Here is a 21,414-nt window from a genome sequence, read left to right on the forward strand (position 1 = left end):
CCGCCCGGTCACCGCCCGGCGCGCACCCCGTCCAGCGCGATGGCCAGGACGCGGTCGCGCTGGGCGTCGTCGGTGAAGGCCGTCGCGGTGATCCCGGCGACCAGGCGCAGCAGATCGCCGAACTCCATGTCGGTCCGGGCCGCCCCGGCCCGCTGGGCCCGCTCGAACAGCGGGCCGCCCGCCGCGTACAGCGAGTCACGGCAGGCCTGGAAGATCTCCGACTCGCCCTCCAGAGCCTCGCGCACCGCCCGCTTGGTGACCATGTAGCCGGCGAACCGTTCGAGCCAGGCGGTGACCGCCTCCCACGGGTCCAGGCCGGCGAACTCCACGGCCGACCGGCACAGCGCGTTGACCTCGTCCGCGTACACGCTCTCGAACAGTGACCGGCGCGTCGGGAAGTTCCGGTACAGCGTGCCGATGCCGACGCCCGCGCGCCGGGCGATGTCCTCCAGCGACGCCTCGGAGCCGTGCTCGGCGAAGGCCTCGCGCGCGGCGGTCAGCAGCGCGTCGTAGTTGCGGGCCGCGTCCTTACGGGCGGGGCGCTGGGCCGCGACGATCTCGCTGATGGGGAACTGCTGAGCCGGCACTGCTGCCTCCTGGGCGGGACTCGGTTGAACCGGAGGGGTACCTCCGCTACAGTGGAGGGGTGCCTCCACTTTAGCAGTCCGAGGCGTCTTCTCCTCTTTCCGGGTCTTTCCGAGAGGCTTGTCATGCCCCGCAAGTCCACCCGCCTCACCTTCGCGGTCCTCGCGACCGGTGCCGGCGTGTTCTCCATGCTCCAGTCGCTGATAGCGCCGGCCCTGCCGACCGTGCAGCACGCGCTGCACACCTCGCAGTCCACCGCGACCTGGGTGATGACCGCGTATCTGCTGTCCGCGTCCGTCTTCACGCCGATCCTCGGCCGGGTCGGCGACCTGATCGGCAAGAAGCGCACCCTCGTCGGGGTCCTGCTCGCCGTCCTGGCCGGCTGTCTGCTCGCCGCGCTCGCGCCGAACATCGGCGTCCTGATCCTCGCCCGGGTCGTCCAGGGCGTCGGCGGCGCCCTGTTCCCGCTCTCCTTCGGCATCATCAGGGACGAGTTCGACCCGTCCCGGGTGCCCGGCAGCATCAGCAACCTGTCCGCCGTGATCGCCGCAGGCGGTGGCGTCGGCATGGTCGCCGCCGGACCGATCGTCTCCGCGCTCGACTACCGCTGGCTGTTCTGGATCCCCGTCGCCATCGTCGCGGCCGCCACGCTGATCGCGCTGCGCTATGTGCCCGAGTCGCCCCACCGGGCGGCGGGCAGGGTCAGCTGGCTCGGGGCCGTGCTGCTGTCCGGCTGGCTGGTCGCCCTGCTGCTGCCGCTCAGCCAGGCCTCCGGCTGGGGCTGGGGCTCCGCCCGGGTGATCGGCCTGTTCGCCCTGGCCGTGGCGCTGTTCGCGCTGTGGCTGTTCACCGAGGCCCGCTCCCGCAGCCCGCTGATCGACCTGCGCATCATGCGGCTCCCGGCCGTCTGGACCACCAACCTCGCCGCCCTGCTGTTCGGCGCGGGCATGTACGCCATCTGGTCCTTCCTGCCCGGGTTCGTCCAGACCCCGGCCACGGCCGGGTACGGCTTCGGCGCGAGCGTCACCGCCTCCGGGCTCCTCATGCTGCCGATGCTGCTCGCGATGTTCGTCTCCGGTGTGCTCAGCGGCCGTCTCGAGCCCCGCGTGGGAGCCAAGGCGCTGCTCACGGCCGGTGCCGCGCTCGGTTCCCTCGCCCTGGGCTTCCTCGCCCTCTGGCACGACGAGCAGTGGCAGGTCGCTTTCGTGGCAGGCGTGTTCGGCCTCGGTATCGGCCTGGCCTTCGCCTCCATGGCCAACCTGATCGTCGGCAGCGTGCCCCCCGGGCAGACCGGCGCCGCCACCGGGATGAACGCCAACATCCGCACCATCGGCGGATCCATCGGGGCCGCCGTCACCAGTGTCCTGGTCACCGGCCGCCTCCAGCCGTCGGGCCTGCCCCACGAGTCCGGCTACACCCACGGATTCACCCTGCTCGCGGTGCTCTGCCTCGGCGCCGCCCTCGCCGCTCTGCTGGTCCCGGTCCGCCGCGCGAGCCGGCTGCCGCAGACGGCCGCCCACCAGGCGCCGACCGCCGCCCCCACCCCCGTACGGTAGGCTCTGTCCGCGCGTTCCCGCAGCTCACCGCCGCGGCAACGCCTCGGGACGTGGCGCAGCTTGGTAGCGCACTTGACTGGGGGTCAAGGGGTCGCAGGTTCAAATCCTGTCGTCCCGACTGCACGGAACCGGCAGGGCCGGAGGCCGTACCCGACGTCCGGGTACGGCCTCCGGCCCTGCTGTTCGCTGTCGGCCTCAGGACGCGAGGATCCTGCGCTTCTGCTCCTCGAACTCGGTCTCGGTGAGGACGCCCTGGGCCTTCAGCTCACCGAGTTGCTTCAACTGGTCGATCTTGCTGCTCATGTCGGCCGGCTGGGTGGGCGGGGGAGCGGCGGCCGGCGCCGGCGGTGCGGCCTGCTGATAGTCCTGCTGGGCCCAGCGCCCCTGCTGGCGGCGCGACACGCGGTTCGACACGGCGGTCGCGGTACCGGCCACTACGGCTGTGCGGGCGACCCCGCGGAGGAGACCTGGCACGGCGGTTTCCTTTCTCGCACCGGATACGTCCATTGGACCACCGTCGGATTTCTCTCGCATGTCGGTCGGACCCCGCGCTGAACTGCGTGAATATCGGTGTTCTGCCGGTTCGTGCTTCCCGTGGCAAGCTGAAATCCGGGCGATCGAACGGCCATCCGGCCGTGCCGAGATGCCTGTGCGAGATGTCTGTGCGAGACGCCTTGCGAGACGTCCGTGCGAGATCTATGTGGGAGGAGTCCCAGATGACCGCTACCGGTGTGCACCACGGACACGGAAGGGCGAGCGGCGGCGGAGCGTGGGTGACCGGCTGGACCGGCTTCGCCGGGGTCATGATGATTTTCGGCGGCCTGATGGCGATATTCCAGGGAATCGCCGCCATCGCCGAGGACGACGTCTTCGTCGTGACCCGCAATTACGCGTACAACTTCAACCTGACGAGCTGGGGCTGGATCCATCTCGTCCTCGGCGTTCTGGTCGCGCTCGCGGGCGCCGCTCTCTTCGGTGGCGCGGTGTGGGCGCGGGTCGTCGGTATCGCCGTCGCCGGTCTGTCGATGATCGCCAACTTCATGTGGCTGCCGTACCAGCCGGTCTGGGCCATCGTGATCATCGCCGTGGACGCCTTCGTCATCTGGGCGCTGTGCGTCGGAACGGGCCGGGAACCCCGCGCCGACTAGCCCCTTCGCGGCCCGTCCGGCCACCACTCCCGCCGGCCGCCCCGCGACCGGCGCCCCGACCCGGCGCACCCGTGCGACCGGCCCACCCATGCGACCGGCCCGCCTTGCGGCCGCGCCGTCCGACCGGCCCGCGCCTTCCGCGCGGGTCGGTCGGCGGTATTGGGCCGTTCGGCGTGGACGGGCACCCCGGGCGGCTGACAGGGGACGTGCCGCCGTGCCGTACCGGTCCCCGCGTGTTTTCGTTGTCGGGCGGATTCCTCTGCATATCCGCCGAATGTCCGCGCCGGTACGCACAGGGAGAGTCGAGTGGAAACCAGCGCCAGCGGCAGTGACGGTCACCGGCCTCTCGCCCCGCCGCTCCTCACCGGGCAGAAGGCGTTGGTGACGGGCGCGAATTCCGGCATCGGAAAGGCCACGGCGATCGGCCTGGGGCGGGCGGGCGCCGATGTGGTCGTGAACTACGTGGCGGGGCGGGAAGCCGCGCAGGACGTGGTGCGCGAGATCGAGGGATTCGGCGTCCGCGCCTACGCGCACGAGGCCGATGTGTCGCAGGAGGACCAGGTCGCCGACATGGTCTCCCGCATGGTCGAGGAGTTCGGGACCATCGACGTGATGGTCGCCAACGCGGGCCTCCAGCGCGACGCCCCCGTCACCGACATGACCATGGACCAGTGGCGCAAGGTACTGGACGTGAACCTGACCGGGCAGTTCCTGTGCGCACGCGAAGCCACCAAGGAGTTCCTGCGGCGCGGGGTCGTCCCGGAGGTCTCCCGGTCCGCCGGGAAGATCATCTGCATGAGTTCGGTCCACCAGATCATCCCCTGGGCGGGCCATGTGAACTACGCGTCGTCCAAGGGCGGGGTGCAGATGCTCATGGAGACCCTCGCGCAGGAACTCGCGCCGCACCGGATCCGGGTCAACGCCGTCGCCCCGGGCGCGATCCGCACGCCCATCAACCGCGACGCCTGGGACACCCCCGAGGCCGAGGCCGACCTGCTCCGGCTCATCCCCTACGACCGCGTCGGCGACCCGGACGACATCGCGAACGTGGTGGCCGCGCTGGCCTCCGACCTCTTCGACTACGTGGTGGGGACCACGCTCTACGTCGACGGCGGCATGACGCTGTTCCCCGGCTTCGCCACGGGCGGCTGAGACCCCGCACGGCTGAGCCCCCCACCCCCTCGAGCCATCCGGGACGAGCCACCGAGGACGATGTGAACAGCGCGATCGACCATCTGCTGGCGGACGCCCCCGCCCAACTGCTGCCGGCCCGGGAACTGATGGCCTTCACCCTGGCCTCCCACATCCTGCTCGTGCCCTTCGGCGTGGCCCTGCCCGCCATCACCCTCCTGATGCACTACCGCGGCCTGCGCAAGGGCGACGCCGTCGCGCTGCTGCTCGCACGGCGCTGGTCGGCGGTCATGGCCGTCCAGTTCGCCATCGGCATCGTGACCGGCACCGTCCTCTCCTTCGAACTGGGCCTGCTGTGGCCCGGGATGATGGGCCGGTGGGGCGATGTCTTCGGCCTCGGCTTCGGCGTCGAGGCCTGGGCGTTCTTCCTCGAGGCGATCCTCATCGCCCTCTACCTGTACGGCTGGCGCCGGCTCAGGCCGTGGACGCACTTCTGGCTCGGACTGCCGCTGCCGCTGGCCGCCCTGATGGGGGCCTTCGGCATCGTGGCCGCCAACTCCTGGATGAACACCCCGCGCGGCTTCACCCTCGACGCCTCCGGCAGCCCCGTGGACGTCGACGTGCGCAGGGCGATCTTCACGCCGATGTTCGGCCCGGAGTACTGGCACTTCGTGACCGGAGTGGTGCTGACCGCCGGCTACGTCGTCGCCGGGGTGTACGCGGTCGGCTGGCTGCGCGGCCGCCGGGACCGCTACCACCGGCTCGGCTTCACCGTGCCGTTCTCCGTCGCCGCGATCCTGACCCCCGTGCAGTTCGTGCTCGGTGACTCGATCGCGCGGTCCGTCTTCCACGAGCAGCCGGTGAAGTTCGCGGCCACCGAGATCGTCTGGAAGACCGACACCCATGTGCCGGAGTACGTCTTCGGGCGGCTGCATCCCGACGGGACGATCTCCGGCGGGATCAGGATCCCCCAACTGGACTCGATCCTCGCCGGTTTCAGCCCGGACACCAAGGTGACGGGCCTGTCCTCGGTCCCGGCGGGCGACCGCCCGACGGCGACCCAGGCGACCATCGCGCACTGGGCGTTCGACATCATGGTGACCATCGGCAGCCTGCTCGTCCTGCTCGCCCTCTGGTACGGCTGGTGCTGGCTCCGCCGCCGTGACCTGCCGAGGTCACCGTGGTTCTTCCGGTGCGCGGCGGTGGCCGGCGGCGCCTGTCTGCTGACCGTGGAGTGCGGCTGGATCACCACCGAGGTGGGCCGGCAGCCCTGGATCGTCTACCAGAACATGCGGGTCGCGGAGGCCGTGACGGACACCCGGGCCTCGACCCTGTGGACGATGCTCGGCATCGTGGTGGTCCTCTACGTCCTGGTGTTCGCCGCGTTCCTGACCGTCCTGCGGAGGATGAGCGCACGGTGGCGGCTCGCCGACGAGAGCGCTCCGACGGCGGCCGGCACCGCGGACGCAGCGGCCGCCGGGGACGTCGAGGGCGACACCCCCTACGGGCCCCGGCCGTTGTCCCCGACCGGCGGCGGGGACGGGGGACCGGCATGACCGAGGACGTCGTCGCCTGGGTGCTGCTGGCCGTGGTGGCCGCCTACGCCTGTGCCGGCGGCACGGACTACGGCGCCGGGTTCTGGGACCTGCTCGCCGGCGGCACCGAGCGGGGCAAGCGCCCCAGGTGGCTCATCGACCACGCCATGGCACCGGTGTGGGAGACCAACAACGTCTGGCTCATCTTCATCCTGGTCATCATGTGGACCGGCTTCCCGGTCCTGTTCCAGACGGTCTTCACGGCCATGTGGCTGCCGCTGGCGCTGGCGGCCGTGGGACTCGTCCTGCGCGGCGCCGGGTTCGCCCTGCGCAAGCCCACCCAGCGCCTCGCCGGACGCAGGGTCTACGGCGCCGCCTTCGCCGTCTCCTCGCTGCTGACGCCCTTCTTCCTCGGAGCGGCCGTCGGCGGGCTGGCCACGGGCCGGGTGGCTCCCGGCACGAAGGCGTCGGCCGACGCCTGGTCCAACGGCACCTCCGTGATCGCCGGGCTGCTGACCGTCGCCGCGACCGCCTTCCTCGGGGCGGTGTTCCTGACCGCCGACGCCCGCCGCTTCGACGCCGCCGACCTGGTCGGGTACTTCCGGCTGCGGGCCTGGTGCAGCCTGGGCGCCCTCGCCGTCCTGGCGGTCGTCGGCCTCGCCGTGACCGGCGACGACGCGCGCTACGTCCACGACCGGCTGACCGGCGGGATCGGTCTCACCCTCGTCCTGCTCGCGGTCGTCGGCGCGCTGGCCACCGCCGGGCTGCTGTACCGCACCGCCACGGGCTGGGCGAGGATCACCGCCGTCGGCAGCGTGGCCCTCGTCGTCGTGGCATGGGGGCTGGCCCAGCGGCCCTACCTCATCCCCACCTCGCTGACCGTCTCCGAGGCGGCCGGCGCGACGACGACACTGCGCTGGCTGCTGCTGGTCACGGCCATCGCCGTGGTGCTCGTCGGGCCGCCCCTCGTCCTGCTCTACCGGCTCGACACCGCCGGGGCCCTCCAGCCCCTCGCCGAGGCGGACCTGCGGCGGACGGCGGCCGGCCGGGAGCCCGAGAACACGTGACCGGTGGCGGGGAGACGGCCCCCGGAGAGCCGGTCCCGGTGGCCGGGCAGGGGCCGGCGGTCGTGCTGGTCCTCGGCGTGTCCGGTTCCGGGAAGACCACCGTCGGCACGGCGGTCGCCGAGCGGCTCGGCGTGACGTTCGTCGACGGCGACGACTTCCACAGCGCCGCGAACATCGCCAAGATGACCGCCGGCCACGCGCTGGACGACGCGGACCGCGCGCCCTGGCTGCGTGCCGTCGCCGACCGCATCCGGCACTCCGCCGAGGCCGGGGAGGGGCTGGTCGTCGCCTGCTCGGCCCTCAGACGGGCCTACCGCGACGCACTCCGTCCGGCCGCGGCAGGCAGGCTCTGGTGCCTCTTCCTCGCCCTGGACCGGGACACCGCACGGGACCGGGTGTCCCGGCGCACCGGTCACTTCATGCCCGCCCGGCTGGTCGACTCGCAGTTCGCGACGCTGGAGCCGCTGGCGCCGGACGAGCCGGGCCTGACCCTGGACGCCACGGCCGACCTTCCGGCCGCTCTGGCCCGGGTCCCGGCCGCCGTCGCCGCCTTCGAGCGGTCGACCGGCCGCTGACGGGCCGAGCGGTCCCCTGGCCGCCGACGGACCGACCCGTTCATTGGTCGCCGACGGACCGACCCGTTCATTGGTCGCCGACGGACCGACCCGTTCACCGGCCGCTGACGGGCCGAGCGGTCCCCTGGCCGCCGACGGACCGACCCGTTCACCGGCCGCTGACGGGCCGAGCGGTTCACCGGCCGCCGACGGGTCAGGCGCTCAGGAGTACCGCGATGTCTCCCGGCCGCGGCGCCGGACCGGCGGTACGGGTGACGGGAAGGAGCCGCCCGTCTCCCCGCACCAGGAACAGCAGCCGGTGTCCGGCCGGAACGCCGCCGTCGAGGCGGTACGTCACGACCCGTGCGCCCCCGGCGTGACGGCGCGCCAGTTCAGGGCCGGTCAGGTCCGGATCGAAGAGCACCTCGCCGCCCCCGTAGGGCGTGATGACGCCCTGGCTCCCGGCGGGCGGCCGCAGCCGGTGGACCGTGCCCTCGACGCTGCCCTCTAGGTGGGTGGCCGCCAGGGCGTTGAAGTCGTCCTCGCCGGTGAGGAGCAGGACCCCGGTGAGGCCCTCGAGTTCGGCGCCCTCGCCGGTGGCCGCGGCGAACAGCTCCCCGGGGGCGAGTTCGATCCCGGCCGCCCTGATGCTGTCCCGCTCCGTCTCGCGCCCCGCCCACATCACCACGTCCAGCCCGGCCGACCGCAGGGCCCGCCCCAGATCGACCACCCATGGATCGCCGCCCACGAGCAACGGCCGGGACCGCGCCGAGCGCACCACACCCAGCCGCCGGGCCACCGGTGCCGCGCTCAGTCCGTACAGGGTGACGGTGGCGACGATCACCACGAACGTGGCCGGCAGGATCTTCGCGGCGCCGCCGACGCCCTGCTCGACCAGCGTGGCCGAGAACGTCGAGGCGGTGGCCGCGGCCACGATCCCGCGCGGCGCCATCCAGCCGAGAAAACCGCGTTCCCCCGCCTTCAGATCGGTTCCCCATGCCGACACGGCCGCCACCAGGGGCCGGGCCACCAGCACCAGGAACGCCGCGAGCCCCAGCGCCGGCAGCAGCACGCCCCGCAGGGACTGGGGGCTGACCGTGGCCGAGATGGAGATGAACAGCAGCCCGATGACCAGATTCACCAGCGTCTCGAAGAACGGTCGCCGGGCGGCGGCGCCCCCACCGGGCAGGTTCGCCACCGCCAGCCCCATCAGGACGGCGGCGATGAGCCCCGTGTCGTCCCGGACGACATCGCAGGCGGCGGCCACCCCGACCACCGCGGCGAGCTGCACCGTGGTGGCGAGCACCTCCCCGAGCCGCAGTGTGCGCAGCGCCACGGTCAGCACGGCCGCTCCGACGAGGCCTCCCGCCACCCCGACCGCCGTGCTGACGGCGAAGGCACCGACCCTGCTGCCGAAACCGTCGGGCCCGCCGGCCGTGACGGTGTGGAAGACCAGCGCGCCGAGGATGCCGCCCACGGGGTCGATCAGCGACCCCTCCCAGACCAGGATCCGCCGCAGTCGCTCCGTGGGGCGGACGAAGGCGAGCAGCGGGCCGACGACCGTGGGCCCGGACACGACGAGGATCGCCCCGAGCATGACCGCCGCGCCGTGTGACATGCCGAGCAGCGGCATGGCCACCAACGCCGCCGACGCGCCGGTGAACAGCGCGCCGAACCAGATCAGCCGCACCACGACCCGGCGCGTGTGGGCCCGGAAACTCCGCAGGTCCAGACCGAGTCCGGCGTCGTAGAGGATCACCGCGACGGCCAGCGAGACCAGCGGGGAGAAGGTGCTGCCGAGGAGCCGCTCGGGGTCGATGTCGTCGGTCAGCGCGCCCGCGGTGAATCCGACGGGCAGCAGCACGATCAGTGCGGGGACGCGCAGCCGGTAGGCCAGTACCTGGGAGCCGACAGCCAGCACGACGATCAGGCCGAGGCCCAGGAACACCTGGTCTTCTGTCACCGCGGCCGCATCGCTACGTCGTCGGCGGCCGCACGTCGTCCGTCTCGTCCAGCGCCGCCAGCACGGCCGGTACCGGGATCCGACCGGAGGCGACCAGCTGCGCGCCGCCGCGGCGCAGGGAGGTGGCGAAGGGCGCGGCCCACAGGTTCTCGTAGACGAGGATCGCCGCGGAGTTGCCGGGGCTCAGCGCGCTGCCGGCCTCCTCGATGTCGTCCTGGCCCAGCAGGCCGGAGGAGGCACCCTCGAAGACGGCCAGGTCCAGCACGCCGTCGCCGGTGAGGTCGGCGATCTCCAGGCCGACCACGGAGCCGTCCGCCTCCTTGCGGACGAACAGCAGATCGAGGATGCGCACGACGCCGCGGTCCACCAGGTCGACCAGCAGCGGAAAGCCCTCGCCGGTCATGCGGCTGCCGGGAAACTCCACGACGATGTAGTCGATCGGTCCCATTTCGACGAAATCTTCGCTCACGGCTTCACCCCTGGGTGGTCATGGCATTCGGCATCGCCCTGTCCTCGGGTCTCATTGCAGCATCGGACGGTGGCGGCCGCACTTCGGTGCGCCGCTCACCCGCGCCGCTCCCGCCCGGTCCGTCCGCGGGCCCGGCGACCCGGCGTGCGCGGGCCCGGGTCCTGCCGGAGGGTGAGGGCATGGGGACGACCGGCGAGCTGAGCGAGGCCGACTTCCGGCGCCTGTACCGGCGTCTGCGCGACACGTCCCCCGGCGGCACCGCCCGCCGGGGCGCCCTGGACACGATCACCGCGGACCACGTGCGCGCCGCCGTACGCGAGGTGCGGTCGGGGCGCACGGTGTCGCTCGCCGCCCCCGTGAACACCCGCACCGGGCCCGACGACGCCGAACCGGCCGAACACCGGCTCACCGCCCCCGCCGGCGGCCGACCCCGGCCGAGCGGCCTGGAGTTCGCCCGGGACCGCTTCGCGATGAACGTCCACGGCGATGTGGACAGCCACCTCGACGCCCTGTGCCACGTCGTCTACGACGGCACCCTGCACGGCGGTGTCCCGGCGGGTGAGGTGCTGTCGCCGGAGGGGGCGGCCGCCCTGTCCGTCGACCTCGCCCGCGACGGCATCGTCGGACGCGGCGTCCTCCTCGACATCCCCCGGCTGCACGGCGTGCGCTGGCTCGAACCCGGCGCGCGGGTGGGGGCCGACGAACTCGCCGCCGCCGAGGCCCGGCAGGGGGTCCGGGTCGGCCGCGGCGACATCCTGTTCGTACGGGTCGGCCACCGCCTGCGCCGCGAGGAACTCGGCCCCTGGGACGTGGCCGGCGCACGTGCCGGGCTCCATCCGACGGCAATGGAGTTCCTGGCCGAGCGGGAGGTGGCCGTCCTCGGCGGTGACGGCAACAACGACAGTGCGCCCAGCGCCGTCCGGGAGGTCGCGTTCCCGGTCCATGTGCTGGGCATCCACGGCATGGGTCTGCACCTGCTGGACTATCTGCGCTTCGAGGACCTCGTGCCGGTCTGCGCGGCGGAGGGCCGCTGGTCGTTCCTCTGTGTCGTCGCCCCGCTCCGGTTGCCCGCGGCCACCGGCTCTCCCGTCAACCCGCTGGCGATCCTGTGACACCGGCCGACCGGCCGACCGCTCGCGCCCAGGTAGGGGGCGGCGCCGTGTCCCGGCGCCCCGGTTCACCCGGCCGGCCCGACTCGCCGGGGCCATCGCCCGGAGATACGTTGGTGATCGGGCCGGGCGGCCCTTCCCCCGGCAGGACCGGCACAGGCTCCGAGGACGGTGTCCGGCATGACCGACGCGCAGTACTACGACGTCATCATCATCGGGACCGGTGCGGGCGGTGGCACCCTCGCCCATCGGCTGGCACCCACCGGCAAACGGATTCTCCTGCTGGAACGCGGCGGCTATCTCCCCCGTGAACGGGACAACTGGGACTCCACCGCGGTCTTCGTCAAGGGGAAGTACCGTGCACCGGAGTTCTGGTACGACAAGGACGGGAAGGAGTTCCCGCCCGAGGTCAACTACTACGTCGGAGGCAACACCAAGTTCTACGGCGCCGCGCTGTTCCGGCTGCGTCCCGAGGACTTCGGCGAACTCCGCCACCACGACGGCGTGTCCCCGGCCTGGCCGCTGAGCTACGAGGAACTCGAGCCCTACTACACGCGGGCCGAACACCTCTATCTCGTCCACGGCCGGCACGGCGAGGACCCCACCGAGGGCCCCACCAGCGCCCCGTACGCCCACCCGCCGGTCCGGCACGAGCCGCGTATCCAGCGGCTCAGCGACGACCTGGAGAAGCAGGGGCTGCATCCCTTCCACCTGCCGATCGGGGTGAACCTCACCCAGGACGACCGGGGCCGGGCCACCCACACCAGCGCCTGCATCCGCTGCGACCGCGTCGACGGATTCCCCTGTCCGGTCGGGGCCAAGTCCGACGCGCAGGTCATCTGTGTCGACCCGGCGCTCGAACACGCCAACGTCGAGATGGTCACCCACGCGGACGTACGGCGGCTGGAGACGGACGCGACCGGCCGCAGTGTCACCTCGGTCGTCGCCAGGGTGGGGGAGCCGGGCGACGGGGAGGCCGCGACCGTGGAGTTCCGCGCCGACATCGTGGTGGTCGCCTGTGGCGCCGTCAACTCCGCCGTCCTGCTCCTGCGTTCGGCCAACGACCGGCATCCGCGGGGCCTGGCCAACAGCTCGGACGTGGTGGGCCGGTACTACATGCGGCACAACAACCTGGCCCTGATGGCGGTGTCCAGGGAACCGAACGACACGAAGTTCCAGAAGACCCTGGCGCTGCACGACTGGTACCTGGGGTCCGACGACTGGGACTACCCCCTCGGCGGCATCCAGATGCTCGGCAAGTCGGACGCCGCGCAGATCCACGGCGAAGCGCCCCGCTGGGCCGGGGCGGTGGCCCCCGACATGCCGTTCGAGGTGCTCGCCCATCACGCGGTCGACTTCTGGCTGTGCGGCGAGGACCTGCCCGCCCCCGGCAACCGCGTCACCCTGGACCGGGACGGCGGCATCCACCTGGCCCTCGACGAGAAGAACAACGTCGCCGGACTGAACCGCCTGCGGCACCGGCTCCAGGGCATGCTCGGGAAGCTGGGCATGGAGGAACACCACCTCCTGTCGCACAGCATCTATCTGCACAAGGGCATGCCCATCGGCGCCACGGCGCACCAGGCGGGCACGGTCCGCTTCGGCGACGACCCCGCCGCCTCCGCTCTCGACGTCCACTGCAAGGCCCACGACCTGGACAATCTCTACGTCGTCGACACGAGCTTCTTCCCGAGCATCGGGGCGGTCAACCCGTCCCTGACGGCCATCGCCAACGCGCTGCGCGTCGGCGACCACCTCGCGGAGCGGCTGACCTGACACCGGCCGGTCCGGCCGGTGTCAGGTCAGTTCGGCCAGTTCTGCCGCCGACGGGGGTCTCGCGGTGGGCGGCACGGCGGCCGGCCGTCACCGGAACTCGTGGACCACCACGATCTCGCCGACGACATGGGCGTTGAACTCGTCCAGCTCCTCGGCCGGCACCCACAGTTCGAGGATCGTCCGGCCGCCCGCCTGCCGGACGGGGTACCTGCGCAGGAACGCGGAATCGACCTCGAACCGGGTGACGTAGCCGACGCCGTCGTGCTTGACGTTCCAGTCCCGCGCGATCCTGATGGCGTAGTCCTCGTCGAGGACCGGGTAGAAGATCGGCTGCTCGGGCAGCCGGGGCGGCCAGGCGCGGCTGCCGAGCGCACGCACCAGCTCCAGCTCCACGGGGCCGGTGGGGCGCCACAGGGTCGTGGTGGCTCGGGGGTGTCGCCTGGTCATGGATGCGCTCTCCGGGTACGGGGACCGCCGTCGCGGTCGGTTGCGGGCACCGACGCTATCGGCGGGACCGCGGCGCCGGCCACGGACTTTCGGGCCGCGTCCGCCGCCCTCGCACCCATTCCCGCCGCGTCCCTCCCCGGCCCCCGGGCCCCCCGGGACGTCCGCCGCGCCCCGCACGCGGACGTCCGTCAGGGCTCCCGTCGTCCGGCGCGAGCGACGACCTCGGTGAGGTAGCAGCGCAGCATCGCCTTCGCCTCGTCGAGCAGGTCGGTGTCGCCCCCCGGCGCCCGCCGGAAGGCCTCCTGGGCGAGGGCGTCGGCGGCGAGGATCGCGGCGTGGCAGGCCCTCGCGAGTGCCGCGTCGTCCGGGGCGACGCCCAGCGCGAGCAGCACCCGGCGGGTCCCGTCGGCCATGCGCCGCTTGTGCTCACGGTCCGCGGCCCGGGTCCGCTCGGTCAGCCCGCTGCCGAACCACAGGGCACGGAAGCCGTGTTCGGTGCGGTAGACGCCGGCGAACGTGTCGATGAGCACGCCCACCGGATCCTCCCACCGCTCCCGCGCCGCGGTGCCGGCCAGCTCGTCCATGACCTCTTCGAGACGGGCGAAGTAGCCCGCGGCGAGGGCGTCGATGATCGCGTCACGGTCGGGGAGGTACTGGTACAGCGAGCCGACCGACACCTTCGCCTCGGCCGCGACCCGCGTCGTGGTGAGCGCCTCGACGCCCTCGCCGACCAGGATGCGCTCGGCGGCCTCCAGCAGCAGGGCCAGCCGTGCCCTGCTGCGCGCCTGCCGCGGCGTGCGGCGCAGGGGGGTGCCGCCGTCGGGACCCGTGGTCGCGTGGACCAAGGAACTGCCTCCAAACCTGAACGTGACTTTGTTTCATGTTTACGCTACCTTCGCGCCCATGACCGCCTCAAGCTCGGCGCTGGGCCAGGAGCGGGCCGCCATCGCGGACGCGTGCCGGCGCCTGGGGGCCGAAGGCCTCCTCATCGGCACGGCCGGCAACGTGAGCGTACGCGTCGAGGACCGGGTCGCGATCACCGCGACCGGAGCGGTCCTCGCCGAACTCACCCCGGACCAGGTGACCGTGGTCGACCTCGCGGGTGAGGTCGTGGCGGGCGGCCTGCGGCCGACCTCGGAACTGGAGCTGCACCTCGGCGTCTACCGTCGCTACGGAAGCGGCGCGGTCGTCCACACCCATGCCCCGATGGCCACCGCGGTGTCCTGCGTGCTCGACGAACTGCCGTGCGTCCACTACCAGTTGCTCGCCCTCGGCGGCACGGTACGGGTCGCCCCCTACGCCACCTTCGGCACTCCCGAGCTGGCCGAGTCCGTGCTGACCGCGCTCGCCGGGCGCAGCGCCGCCCTGCTGGCGAACCACGGTGCGCTCACCCATGGGACGACCCTCGACAAGGCCGTCGAGAACGCCCTGCTCCTCGAATGGGCCTGCGGCGTCTACCAGCGCGCCGCCGCCATGGGCCGGCCCCGCGCTCTCGACGAACAGCAGCAACTCGCCGTGATCGAGGCGGCGATCGCCCGCGACTACGGCACCACCCACCCCGTGACACCCGCACAGGAACAGAGCCGATGACATCGCGCAAGCCGATGGAGCCGCGGAAGCCGATGAAGGGGGAAAGCCGATGAAGGTCTTCACCATGGGCGTGCACGTCCTGGACGTACTGGTGCGGCCGGTCCAGGAGATACCCGAGGGCCAGGGCGCGACGCTGGTCGACGACATCCGGATGACCGCCGCCGGGACCGCGGGCGGCACCGCCCTCACCCTCGCCAAGCTGGGCGCGCGGGTGCGCAGTGCCGGTGCCATCGGCTCCGACCCGACCGGCGATCTGCTCGTCCGGCTGCTGGAACGGGCGGGCATCGACACCGAGTTCCTCGCCCGCCGCACGGACACCGCCACCTCGGCGAGCGTGCTGCCGATCCGGCCCAACGGCGACCGCCCCTCACTGCACCTGCTGGGCGCCAACATCACCTACGGCCTCGACGACGTCCCCTGGGACGCCCTCGCCGAGGCCGAACATCTGCACCTGGGCGGCCCGGAGCTGATCGGCGTGGAGACCGCCACCCGCATCCTGTCGTTCGCCAGGGAACACGGCGTCGTCACCTCCGTGGACCTGCTCGCCCCCGGTGTGCTCGGCGGCTTCGAGCAGATCGAGGCGGCCCTGCCGTACATCGACCATCTGCTGCCCAACGAGGACCAGGTCCTCGGCTTCACCGGCGAGAGCGACCTGCTGACGGGTGCCCGCAAGCTTCTCGGCGCCGGCGCCGGGGTCGTCGCGGTCACGCGCGGCGGCGACGGCGCGCTCGTGGTGACCGCGGACGGCGCGGAACCGGTGCCCGCCTTCGTGGTCGACGTCGTCGACACCACCGGCTGCGGCGACGCGTTCTCGGCCGGCTATCTGCGGGGCGTGAGCCTGGGCCGTACGCCGGGTGACGCCGCCGTCCTCGGCAGCGCCGCCGCGGCCCTCGTGGCGCAGGGCCTCGGCAGCGACCACGGCGACTTCGACCTCGCGGCCGCCGACGCCTTCGCCGCGACGGCCAGGTCCCGCACCTGAGCGGAGGTCTCCCCGGCCGACCGGCCCGAGAGGCCGGCGGACCTCGCTTCCATGTTCACCCCACGGGTGATACGCCACGGGCACACGCGCGCGCCCGCGGGTACGGGCGCCGCCGACGGCGAAGGGGACTGGGCGATGAGTGAGGCTTCGGACACCGCGCTGCTGCTCGTGCGGGGCGTGCTCGGCGCGGTGATGCTGGCGCACGGCTGGAACCACTGGCGCGGCGGGGGCGGCATCTCCGGCACCGCCGACTGGTTCGGCGGGCTCGGACTCACCCGCCCGAGACTCCAGGCATGGCTCAGTGTCCTCACCGAACTCGGCGCCGGTGTACTGCTGCTGGCGGGCTTCCTCACCTCGCTGGCCTGCGCGGCGGTGCTGTCGGTGATGCTGGTGGCGGGCCTGCTCGCCCATCGCCGCAACGGCTTCTTCGTGTTCAAGGAGGGCTACGAGTACGTTCTCGTCCTGGGCGTCCTCGTGGTGGCGCTGGGGGCCTGGGGGCCGGGGGAGTACGCGGTGGACGAGGCCGCGGACATCGCGGTGACCGGCTGGACGGGCGCCGGTGTGGTGCTCGGGGTGGGCGTCGTCGCGACGGCCGGTCTGCTGGCCGTGTTCTGGCGCCCCGGGAGGGAGAGCTGAGGCGCTCGTCCCCGCACCGCACACCCGTCCCGGCACGCTCCGGGGTCACGTCGGTACTCACCTGGTGGACGCCCTCTTGACGGGGGCCCGGGGCGGATCGACACTCGATCCGGGAATCCTAGTGAACGGGTAGGGAAACGATGGGGCGACGGGAGCCGGCCACCGGCCGAGCGAGCCGCACGGTGTGGTCGTCACCTCTTCTCACCTCCCGCCGTCACATCGACCTGAAGCGCGTGTGCAGCGCCATCAGGTCCCAGGACTGAGCCGGGCCCCCGACCCGCGCCGAACCGCACCGGCGGTGTCCCACGGACGCGGCCGCACCCGGCACGCGCGGACGAGGTCCGCACCGCCCTCTTCGACGTCGCATCCGCCGCGCGCACGTCCCGTGTGCGTCCCGCCCCCGGGGAGAGTCATGTCCGTCACACCACTGGCCGCCCACCTGTCCACCCGCCCCGCCCCCGCCTTCCGGGGCCGCATCGGCCGCGACGCGCGCAGCGGCCACTACGCGGTGCCGCGCCGCTACCGCCTGCACCTGGACGCGGCCGACCCCGACTGTCTGCGCATCGCCGTCACCCACAGCCTGCTCGGCCTGGACAGGGCCTGCCCCGTCACGTTCCTGCCCCCGGTCCCGGACTGCCCCGACGGCGGCCACTCCGCGCTGCGTCCGCTGTACGACGCCAGCGCGCACCGGTACACCGGCCCCGCCCTGGCGCCGGTGCTCAGCGACGACTGGTCGGGCCGCATCGTCAGCAGCCACGGCCCCGACATCGCCCGCGACCTCGCCCGGCACTTCGGCGGCGGCCGGCCCGCCCTCTACCCGTGCGGCGCGGAGTCGCAGATCGAGGCCGTCGAGCGGATGTGCGCCCAGGGCATCGAGGAGGCCGCCCAGCGTGCCGGAGCGGCCGACGCCGAGCCGGCGGAGCGCACCGCAGCCCTCGAGACGCTGCTCGGCACGCTCGGGGTGCTGGAGCGGGGGCTCGGTGCCCACGAGTACCTGATCAGCGATCAGATCACGGCGGCGGACGTCGAGTTGTGGGTCGCACTGGTCCAACTCGACACCGTGCACCGCCATCACCTCGACGCGGCGGCCGTGCACCGCATCGCCGAGCATCCCGCGCTGTGGGCCTACGCCCGTCGCCTCGCCGCCCGTCCGGCCTTCGGCGCCCACCTCGACCTGGACGCCATCGCCCGTCGCCACCACGCCCGTTGCCAGGGCCTGGAGGCCGCGGGCGCCGCTGTCCAGATCCTGGACTGGGAGACCCACACGGCGGACTGTGCGACCGTCCGACCGCAGGTCAACCGGCCCTGACCCCGGTCCACCCATCGGACCACCGTTGACATTCGTTCGGACGACTGCCTAACTTACGGCCCAGAACGGTCATGAGCGTCAGCGACAAGCCCTGGCTGGCTGACCGGCAACCCTCGCTCCGCGGTGGGGTGCCCCAGGTGACGACCGGACCGACGTTTCGGCAATGACGTATCGGTAAGCGCGAGGGCCCCGCGGGGGCCGGAACAGAGACGGTGACGGACATGTACGCAGCTCTTCGGACGGCGACCCGCCGCCCCGCGGGCTGCGTACGGCCGTACCTCGACATCCTCGTCGCCAACCGCGCCGTCGACCTCCTGCGTGTGAACAGCGCACTGTGTACCGCACCGGGCCGCGCCCGCTGTCGGGGCTGAACGAACCCCTCACCCCGCAGTACCGCCTCCGCGTTCCTGACGAACACCGCCCGAGCGGTGTGCCGTTGTCCGCCCCACCCCGGTCTCCCGTACGCATCCGTGTGCCATGTCCTGTCCGCGCAGCGGTTCCCGCCGCCCCGCCGGAGCACGTCAGGCCACGCACGCCGTCCGCCGTGACCCGGGGTGTCCGACTCCCGCCGGAGCCCCTCATGAGTGAACCCCCAGGTGCCGTGACCCTCGTCGCGGACGCACCCGCCCTAGACGTCCCGCCCGAGAAGCTCACCGCTCAGCGCGTCCAGCCGCTGCGCAGGCCCGGCCGCTGGATCGCCACCGCCGTGGTCCTGGTCCTGGTGGCGCAGTTCACCCACGGGCTGATCTCCAACCCCTTCTACCAGTGGGACCGCTTCGGCTACTGGTTCCTGCGGCCGGTGATCCTCGACGGACTGCTGATCACCCTCGAAGTCGCCGCCTGGAGCGCGGTGTTGGGCCTGCTCGGCGGCATCCTGCTCGCCGTCGCCCGGCTCTCGAAGAGCCCGGTGCTGCGCGCGGTGAGCTGGACCTACGTATGGGCACTGCGCTCCATCCCGCTGATCGTGGTGCTGCTCTTCCTCTACAACTTCAGCGCCCTGTACCAGACCCTGAGCGTGGGCGTCCCGTTCGGTCCGGCGTTCTTCCGCTTCGACGAGTCCCGGCTGGCCACCGACATGGTGATCGCCGTCATCGGCCTCAGCCTCAACGAGGCGGCCTACGCCGCCGAAGTGGTCCGCGGCGGCATCCTCTCCGTCGACCAGGGCCAGCACGAGGCGGCCGCCGCGCTCGGCCTGCCCAAGCGCTACCAGTTCTGGAAGATCGTCTTCCCGCAGGCCCTGCGGTCGATCACGCCGAACTACGTCAACCAGCTGATCGGCCTGGTGAAGTCCACCTCGCTGGTGTTCTACGTGTCGCTGCTCGACCTGTTCGGCACCGCGCAGACCATGGGGGCCACCTACCCCGGCGACATCGTGCCGCTGCTGCTGGTCGTCACCGTCTGGTACCTGATCCTGACCAGCCTCGTCTCGGTCGTCCAGTTCTACGTCGAGCGGTACTACGCCCGGGGCGCCACGCGTTCCCTGCCGCCGACGCCGCTCCAGAAACTGCGGACCGGTCTCACCGACCTGCGGGCCCGCATCCGCCGGGAGGCCGCCGTATGACCACCGAGTCCGTACAGAGCGCCGGCACCGCCGACACCGCCGCGATCGTGCCCGCCGCCGTCGAGGTGCACGACGTGCACAAGTGGTACGGCGCGCACCGGGTCCTGGACGGGGTGAGCCTCACCGTGCGGCCCGGCGAGGTCACCGTGATCCTCGGCCCGTCCGGCTCCGGCAAGTCCACCCTGCTGCGGGTCATCAACCACCTGGAGAAGCCCGAGATCGGCTACGTCAGCGTCAACGGCGAGCCGATCGGCGTCCGCCGGCACGGCGACCGGCTGCGCGAGCTGAGCGAACGGGCCATCCTGACCCAGCGCGGCCGGATCGGCTTCGTCTTCCAGAACTTCAACCTCTTCCCGCACCTGACCGTGCTGGACAACGTCGCCGCCGCGCCCGTCGCCACCGGCAGACTCGCCAAGCCCGCCGCGCTGGAACTGGCCCGCGAACTCCTGGACCGGGTGGGCCTCGCCGACAAGGCCGGCGCCTACCCCCGGCAGCTGTCCGGCGGCCAGCAGCAGCGCGTCGCCATCGCCCGCGCCCTCGCGCTGCGTCCCGGCGTCATCCTCTTCGACGAACCCACCTCGGCCCTCGACCCCGAGCTCGTCGGCGAGGTGCTCGCCGTCATCAAGGACCTGGCGACCAGCGGCACCACGCTCGTCATCGTCACCCACGAGGTCGGCTTCGCCCGTGAGGTCGCCGACCGGGTCGTCTTCATCGACGGCGGGAAGATCGTCGAACAGGGCCCGCCCGGCGAGGTCCTGGACTCACCGCGGCACGAGCGCACGCGGGACTTCCTCAGCAAGGTGCTCTGACACCGAAGCGCCCACACGACTTCCCCCCACCCCCCCCACGCCACCCCCCCACGCCACACCCCCCCACGCCACACCCTCACCACCCCCTGAATCCCGAAGGAACGGCCATGCCTGCCCACTTCACCCGACGCAGCCTGATCCGCGGCATCACCGCGGCGACCGCGGTCGCCACTCTCGCCACCGGGCTCGCCGCCTGCGGTGGTGACAGCGAGGCCGCCACCACGACCGACAGCGCCGCCGCCGGCAGCGTGACGATCGGCCGGGTGTCCAACGGCGCCGCCGAGGAGACCGCCCTGAAGGTCTCCGAGGTCAAGTCCATCAGCGCCGAACTGCCCGCCGCGATCCGCAAGAGCGGCACGCTGAACATCGGGATCGGCGCCCTGCCCTCCGGCTTCGCCCCGCTGGCGTACGTCGGCGACGACCAGAAGACCCTCACGGGTGCCGAGCCCGACCTCGGCCGCCTGGTGGCCGCGGTCCTCGGCCTGAAGCCGGAGACGAAGAACTTCACCTGGGAGAACCTCTTCGTCGGCATCGACAGCGGCAAGGTCGACATCGGCTTCTCGAACATCACCGACACCGAGGAGCGCAAGAAGAAGTACGAGTTCGCCTCCTACCGCCAGGACAACCTCGGCTGGGAGGTCAAGAAGTCCAGCAAGTGGAACTTCGACGGCAACTACGAGAACCTCGCCGGACTGACCGTCAGCGTCGGATCGGGCACCAACCAGGAGAAGATCCTCCTGGAGTGGAAGAAGAAGCTGGAGTCCGAGGGCAAGAAGCTCACCGTCAAGTACTACCCGGACCGCAACGGCATCTACCTGGCGCTCGCCGGTGGCAAGATCGACGCGTACTTCGGCCCCAACCCCGGCATCGCCTACAACGTCTCCCAGACCGCGGGCACCGCCAACGCCACCCGCAACGCGGGCACCTTCTCCGGTGCCGGTGAGACGCTCCAGGGGCTGATCGCCGCCACCGCCAAGAAGGACAGCGGCCTCGCCGAGCCGGTCGCGGACGCGATCAACCACCTCATCGAGACCGGGGTGTACGCCAAGTGGCTGGCGGCCTACAACCTCTCCAACGAGGCCGTCGCCAAGTCCGAGATCAACCCGCCCGGACTTCCCCTGGACAACTCCTGATCCATCGTCACCACCGGTGTGACCCGCGCGGATTGAATCCGGCGCGACCGGCGCGAC

At 72.3% G+C, this 21,414-nt stretch carries 22 protein-coding genes, 1 tRNA gene and 1 riboswitch; of the genes, 17 read left to right on the forward strand and 6 right to left on the reverse strand.

The annotated features are described in order from the left end of the window. Nucleotides 1-8 precede the first annotated feature (8 nt). Nucleotides 9-587 carry a TetR/AcrR family transcriptional regulator gene (locus AOQ37_RS08720; protein WP_062642934.1) on the reverse strand — a complete coding sequence of 193 codons (579 nt, stop codon included), beginning with the start codon at nt 585-587 and terminating at the stop codon, nt 9-11. Nucleotides 588-710: 123 nt separating this feature from the next. Here AOQ37_RS08720 and AOQ37_RS08725 point away from each other — a divergent pair, with 123 nt between their 5' ends. Continuing rightward, the gene (locus AOQ37_RS08725; protein WP_062642936.1) at nt 711-2,141 is read left to right on the forward strand and encodes an MFS transporter; all 1,431 of its coding nucleotides are present in this window, start codon (nt 711-713) and stop codon (nt 2,139-2,141) included. A 44-nt stretch (nt 2,142-2,185) separates the two neighbouring features. After that, nucleotides 2,186-2,259 (forward strand) — tRNA-Pro (locus tag AOQ37_RS08730). Nucleotides 2,260-2,336: 77 nt separating this feature from the next. Here the strand turns inward: AOQ37_RS08730 and AOQ37_RS08735 are convergent. Continuing rightward, nucleotides 2,337-2,615, reverse strand: coding sequence for an SHOCT domain-containing protein (locus tag AOQ37_RS08735; protein WP_062642938.1), 279 nt, complete (start codon nt 2,613-2,615; stop codon nt 2,337-2,339). A gap of 242 nt (nt 2,616-2,857) precedes the next feature. Between AOQ37_RS08735 and AOQ37_RS08740 the strand changes: the two genes are divergently transcribed. The 5 genes from AOQ37_RS08740 to AOQ37_RS08760 all read left to right on the forward strand — a co-directional run bounded on the left by AOQ37_RS08740 (nt 2,858) and on the right by AOQ37_RS08760 (nt 7,597). After that, nucleotides 2,858-3,289 (forward strand): DUF7144 family membrane protein, encoded by a 432-nt coding sequence (locus tag AOQ37_RS08740; protein WP_062642940.1) that lies wholly within the window; start codon nt 2,858-2,860, stop codon nt 3,287-3,289. Nucleotides 3,290-3,595: 306 nt separating this feature from the next. Next, a complete protein-coding gene (locus AOQ37_RS08745) occupies nt 3,596-4,441 on the forward strand; it encodes an SDR family oxidoreductase (protein WP_062642942.1) in 846 nt (281 codons plus the stop codon). Between the two features lie 128 nt (nt 4,442-4,569). Further along, nucleotides 4,570-5,976, forward strand: coding sequence for a cytochrome ubiquinol oxidase subunit I (locus AOQ37_RS08750; protein WP_234436857.1), 1,407 nt, complete (start codon nt 4,570-4,572; stop codon nt 5,974-5,976). After that, on the forward strand, nt 5,973-7,022 hold the full coding sequence (locus tag AOQ37_RS08755; RefSeq protein WP_062642945.1) for a cytochrome d ubiquinol oxidase subunit II: 1,050 nt from the start codon (nt 5,973-5,975) through the stop codon (nt 7,020-7,022). Before AOQ37_RS08750 ends, AOQ37_RS08755 begins: the two co-directional genes overlap by 4 nt. Then, on the forward strand, nt 7,019-7,597 hold the full coding sequence (locus AOQ37_RS08760; protein ID WP_062642948.1) for a gluconokinase: 579 nt from the start codon (nt 7,019-7,021) through the stop codon (nt 7,595-7,597). Before AOQ37_RS08755 ends, AOQ37_RS08760 begins: the two co-directional genes overlap by 4 nt. A 193-nt stretch (nt 7,598-7,790) precedes the next feature. On the opposite strand, the gene AOQ37_RS08765 is transcribed toward AOQ37_RS08760, so the two are convergent. After that, complete coding sequence (locus AOQ37_RS08765) at nt 7,791-9,539, reverse strand: cation:proton antiporter (protein ID WP_062642950.1); 1,749 nt, start codon at nt 9,537-9,539, stop codon at nt 7,791-7,793. 13 nt (nt 9,540-9,552) lie between these two features. Beyond that, complete coding sequence (locus AOQ37_RS08770; RefSeq protein WP_062642952.1) at nt 9,553-9,987, reverse strand: DUF6325 family protein; 435 nt, start codon at nt 9,985-9,987, stop codon at nt 9,553-9,555. A gap of 200 nt (nt 9,988-10,187) precedes the next feature. On the opposite strand from AOQ37_RS08770, the gene AOQ37_RS08775 reads away from it, so the two are divergent. Together AOQ37_RS08775 and AOQ37_RS08780 are read left to right on the forward strand one after the other, a co-directional pair. Next, on the forward strand, nt 10,188-11,120 hold the full coding sequence (locus tag AOQ37_RS08775; RefSeq protein WP_199824963.1) for a cyclase family protein: 933 nt from the start codon (nt 10,188-10,190) through the stop codon (nt 11,118-11,120). 177 nt (nt 11,121-11,297) lie between these two features. Further along, nucleotides 11,298-12,893, forward strand: coding sequence for a GMC oxidoreductase (locus tag AOQ37_RS08780; RefSeq protein ID WP_062642953.1), 1,596 nt, complete (start codon nt 11,298-11,300; stop codon nt 12,891-12,893). Between the two features lie 87 nt (nt 12,894-12,980). On the opposite strand, the gene AOQ37_RS08785 is transcribed toward AOQ37_RS08780, so the two are convergent. Beyond that, nucleotides 12,981-13,340, reverse strand: coding sequence for a hypothetical protein (locus AOQ37_RS08785; RefSeq protein WP_062642955.1), 360 nt, complete (start codon nt 13,338-13,340; stop codon nt 12,981-12,983). 188 nt (nt 13,341-13,528) lie between these two features. Beyond that, nucleotides 13,529-14,185, reverse strand: a complete 657-nt coding sequence (locus tag AOQ37_RS08790) for a TetR family transcriptional regulator (protein WP_062642957.1) — start codon at nt 14,183-14,185, stop codon at nt 13,529-13,531. 58 nt (nt 14,186-14,243) lie between these two features. Between AOQ37_RS08790 and AOQ37_RS08795 the strand changes: the two genes are divergently transcribed. The 8 genes from AOQ37_RS08795 (at nt 14,244) to AOQ37_RS08825 (ending at nt 21,357) form a co-directional block, all read left to right on the forward strand. After that, on the forward strand, nt 14,244-14,930 hold the full coding sequence (locus tag AOQ37_RS08795) for a class II aldolase/adducin family protein (protein WP_062642960.1): 687 nt from the start codon (nt 14,244-14,246) through the stop codon (nt 14,928-14,930). A 49-nt stretch (nt 14,931-14,979) separates the two neighbouring features. Beyond that, nucleotides 14,980-15,909, forward strand: a complete 930-nt coding sequence (locus AOQ37_RS08800; protein WP_062642961.1) for a carbohydrate kinase family protein — start codon at nt 14,980-14,982, stop codon at nt 15,907-15,909. A gap of 135 nt (nt 15,910-16,044) precedes the next feature. Next, complete coding sequence (locus tag AOQ37_RS08805) at nt 16,045-16,545, forward strand: DoxX family protein (RefSeq protein WP_062643567.1); 501 nt, start codon at nt 16,045-16,047, stop codon at nt 16,543-16,545. 412 nt (nt 16,546-16,957) lie between these two features. After that, nucleotides 16,958-17,854 (forward strand): glutathione S-transferase C-terminal domain-containing protein, encoded by an 897-nt coding sequence (locus AOQ37_RS08810; protein WP_062642963.1) that lies wholly within the window; start codon nt 16,958-16,960, stop codon nt 17,852-17,854. 67 nt (nt 17,855-17,921) lie between these two features. Further along, a riboswitch (SAM riboswitch) is annotated at nt 17,922-18,041 on the forward strand. A gap of 34 nt (nt 18,042-18,075) precedes the next feature. After that, a complete protein-coding gene (locus AOQ37_RS40380; RefSeq protein ID WP_159401324.1) occupies nt 18,076-18,225 on the forward strand; it encodes a hypothetical protein in 150 nt (49 codons plus the stop codon). A gap of 209 nt (nt 18,226-18,434) precedes the next feature. Beyond that, nucleotides 18,435-19,415: an amino acid ABC transporter permease gene (locus AOQ37_RS08815; RefSeq protein ID WP_062642965.1), complete on the forward strand. Its 981-nt coding sequence runs from the start codon at nt 18,435-18,437 to the stop codon at nt 19,413-19,415. Then, complete coding sequence (locus AOQ37_RS08820) at nt 19,412-20,224, forward strand: amino acid ABC transporter ATP-binding protein (RefSeq protein ID WP_062642966.1); 813 nt, start codon at nt 19,412-19,414, stop codon at nt 20,222-20,224. The genes AOQ37_RS08815 and AOQ37_RS08820 overlap by 4 nt, the downstream gene beginning before the upstream one ends. Before the next feature lie 107 nt (nt 20,225-20,331). Then, nucleotides 20,332-21,357: an ABC transporter substrate-binding protein gene (locus AOQ37_RS08825; RefSeq protein WP_062642968.1), complete on the forward strand. Its 1,026-nt coding sequence runs from the start codon at nt 20,332-20,334 to the stop codon at nt 21,355-21,357. Nucleotides 21,358-21,414 lie beyond the last annotated feature (57 nt).

Source organism: Streptomyces maremycinicus, from assembly GCF_001184025.1.
GTDB classification, from domain to species: domain Bacteria; phylum Actinomycetota; class Actinomycetes; order Streptomycetales; family Streptomycetaceae; genus Streptomyces; species Streptomyces maremycinicus.

Coding starts and splice junctions, on each gene's coding strand:
- AOQ37_RS08785 (WP_062642955.1), bottom strand. CDS start 13,340: ATGACCAGGCGACACCCCCGAGCCACCACGACCCTGTGGCGCCCCACC.
- AOQ37_RS08820 (WP_062642966.1), top strand. CDS start 19,412: ATGACCACCGAGTCCGTACAGAGCGCCGGCACCGCCGACACCGCCGCG.
- AOQ37_RS08805 (WP_062643567.1), top strand. CDS start 16,045: ATGAGTGAGGCTTCGGACACCGCGCTGCTGCTCGTGCGGGGCGTGCTC.
- AOQ37_RS08800 (WP_062642961.1), top strand. CDS start 14,980: ATGAAGGTCTTCACCATGGGCGTGCACGTCCTGGACGTACTGGTGCGG.
- AOQ37_RS08780 (WP_062642953.1), top strand. CDS start 11,298: ATGACCGACGCGCAGTACTACGACGTCATCATCATCGGGACCGGTGCG.
- AOQ37_RS08825 (WP_062642968.1), top strand. CDS start 20,332: ATGCCTGCCCACTTCACCCGACGCAGCCTGATCCGCGGCATCACCGCG.
- AOQ37_RS08810 (WP_062642963.1), top strand. CDS start 16,958: ATGTCCGTCACACCACTGGCCGCCCACCTGTCCACCCGCCCCGCCCCC.
- AOQ37_RS40380 (WP_159401324.1), top strand. CDS start 18,076: ATGTACGCAGCTCTTCGGACGGCGACCCGCCGCCCCGCGGGCTGCGTA.
- AOQ37_RS08795 (WP_062642960.1), top strand. CDS start 14,244: ATGACCGCCTCAAGCTCGGCGCTGGGCCAGGAGCGGGCCGCCATCGCG.
- AOQ37_RS08740 (WP_062642940.1), top strand. CDS start 2,858: ATGACCGCTACCGGTGTGCACCACGGACACGGAAGGGCGAGCGGCGGC.
- AOQ37_RS08770 (WP_062642952.1), bottom strand. CDS start 9,987: ATGGGACCGATCGACTACATCGTCGTGGAGTTTCCCGGCAGCCGCATG.
- AOQ37_RS08750 (WP_234436857.1), top strand. CDS start 4,570: ATGGCCTTCACCCTGGCCTCCCACATCCTGCTCGTGCCCTTCGGCGTG.
- AOQ37_RS08725 (WP_062642936.1), top strand. CDS start 711: ATGCCCCGCAAGTCCACCCGCCTCACCTTCGCGGTCCTCGCGACCGGT.
- AOQ37_RS08755 (WP_062642945.1), top strand. CDS start 5,973: ATGACCGAGGACGTCGTCGCCTGGGTGCTGCTGGCCGTGGTGGCCGCC.
- AOQ37_RS08775 (WP_199824963.1), top strand. CDS start 10,188: ATGGGGACGACCGGCGAGCTGAGCGAGGCCGACTTCCGGCGCCTGTAC.
- AOQ37_RS08815 (WP_062642965.1), top strand. CDS start 18,435: ATGAGTGAACCCCCAGGTGCCGTGACCCTCGTCGCGGACGCACCCGCC.